A 2,155-nucleotide genomic window follows, 5' to 3' on the forward strand; every position below is an offset into this window, starting at 1 on the left:
GCGTTCGAAGCCCACATCCAAGCCCTCGCCATCTACCTCAACCACCCCCTGCGCTACCCACCCCACCCCCACGCCGCCCACCACGGCACCCTCCAGGCCAACCCCGACAACACCCGCTTCCCCGCCGACCTCGCCAACACCATCGACTTCTGGCTCCCCGCCGACTTCACCCCCGACAGCATCGCCACCGCCACCATCGGCCTCGAGAGCACCATCACCGCCCACAGCCACAGCCACACCCCACCCGACCCCGCCACCCTCGCCGCCGTCCGCCAACACTTCTGGAACCGCATGGAGACACTCGAACCCCTCACCCCGCACCAGGAGGACACCCTGATCCTCGCCCGCTACACCCACGGCATCGAACACCTCTGGCTGCCCCGCATCCACGCCGCGAACTACACCCCCGACATCATCGAACACACCTACAACGAACTCGCCGACACCCTCAAAACCCTCACCCACCACGGACACCCACTCCCCGACGCCACCCAACACGCCGCCCTCGACCACTTCTGGCACCGCCTGGAACAACTAGTGCCCACAAACGAAACCGACCACTGAACCAGAACCCACCCCACCCCGCCCGGCGAATGCAGTTGTCGGGGAGGCGGCGGTGCCGGAGTCGGCGGCGTGGACGTATGCGCAGGTGCTGCACGAGCTGCCGGAACGTCAGGACGCTTTTGTGATCGCGATGCACGTCGACCGAAGCGGCGCGCCGAAGGGCGCCATCGAGTTCGTGTCCTGCGGGCCGAGCGCGGACATCCGCGACCAGGTGCGGTTCGCGATGAAGATGCTGTGGGAGTACCAGGCCGCGTACCCCCGGGGCGACCGTCCGCGAGGGGATTACGGGCTGGGTGCCACGTGCGGTGGGCCGTGCCCACGGCTGGTGGTGGCCGCGACCTGGTCGTCGCCGAGCACGTCGTGTCGCGACGTACGGCCGTCCCGTGGTGGTCGTCGGCGAGGACTCAGCCTGGCGGCATTCACCGATAGCGACGACGGCACTCACACCGCGATGGTCGCCGCCGACCCCGAGCTCTGCATGCTGCCCGCCGAGGCACCGGTCTTCCTGGCGATCTCGGCGGTGGCCCACTCGGATCTCACCCTCGCGCGGACGATCGCCGCGATGACCGACCGGGTGGTGTACCCGCCCACGACGCTCATCGGTGTGCAGACCGAGCACGGCGGCTGGTCGTTCAACCTCAAGGCGTCCGCCACGGTCTCGGACGGCAAACCCGGTCCGCGCGGGCAGATCCTGTGGATCGACCCGCCGTCGAAGGGCGGCGTCTGGTCCTGTTCGCCGAACGCAAGACCGCGCTGGGGCGCGAATGGGCGGGGGATGGGCGGGGGATGTGCGGGAGGCCGCGCAGCGCCTGGCACCGGAGCTGATCCGGCGTCACCTCGCCGGGCTGGAGCAGCCGGTGATCACCGTGACCGGGCGCGGGAACGGGCGGTTCACGGCGGCGAGGACCGGCTTGGCGCGGGCGGAGCGGGTGCTGCGCTGTTGGTGGACGAGGTCGAGGGGCTGCTGTCCGGCGCCGGGATCACCCTGGACGTGAGGGCGATTTCCCGGGCCGGGTCGGCAGGCCGGGCGGAGCCGCCGGCAGGCCGTTTCCCCGTTCTACATCCGACCGAGCGCCAGCGGCTGGTGACCGTCGAGGTGCAGTTCCCGGAGGAGCCGGTGCCGCAGCCGCAGGTGCGGGAGATTCCGTCAGGTGCGTGGGTGACGGATCGGGCGCTGCTGCCGTCGGCGCAGGTGCGGTTCCGGGAGGCATTGGACGCACTGTCGCCCCGTGGTGACGGGTTCGTGGTCGCGATGCACGACGCCACCGCTCTGACCTCGCTGGACGGGGCTGTCACGTTCGATACGGCGGCCGTGATCAGCGACCGCACGATGGATGACGGGCCACCTGCAAACTCCGCCGGCACCGTGCCGCCGTCGGACTGGCGCTCACTCCTGAAGGACCACCGCACCAAGCCCTACGAGACGAGACCTGGCCTCGCACCTTCCCGAAGCTGACCGGGCCGAGTACGGCCTGCTCACGCTTCGCGGGCGCCGTCCGGGGGTCTGTCCAGTGAACGGTGTAACTCGGTTGGGTTGAGTTAGCGGCGGCCGACGGAGAGTCGGCCGTCGAAGGCGATCTCGAAGGCGTTG

The 2,155-nt window shown here is 70.0% G+C and carries 2 protein-coding genes; both read left to right on the forward strand.

Annotation, left to right across the window (positions count from 1 at the left end):
• The coding region (locus AB0K51_RS34750; protein ID WP_363462280.1) for a hypothetical protein at positions 1-564 on the forward strand (564 nt) is incomplete at its 5' end.
• 52 nt (positions 565-616) lie between these two features.
• On the forward strand, positions 617-2,020 hold the full coding sequence (locus tag AB0K51_RS34755; protein ID WP_363462282.1) for a hypothetical protein: 1,404 nt from the start codon (positions 617-619) through the stop codon (positions 2,018-2,020).
• Positions 2,021-2,155: the final 135 nt, after the last annotated feature.

Source organism: Kitasatospora sp. NPDC049285, from assembly GCF_040678815.1.
Classification (GTDB): Bacteria; Actinomycetota; Actinomycetes; order Streptomycetales; family Streptomycetaceae; genus Kitasatospora.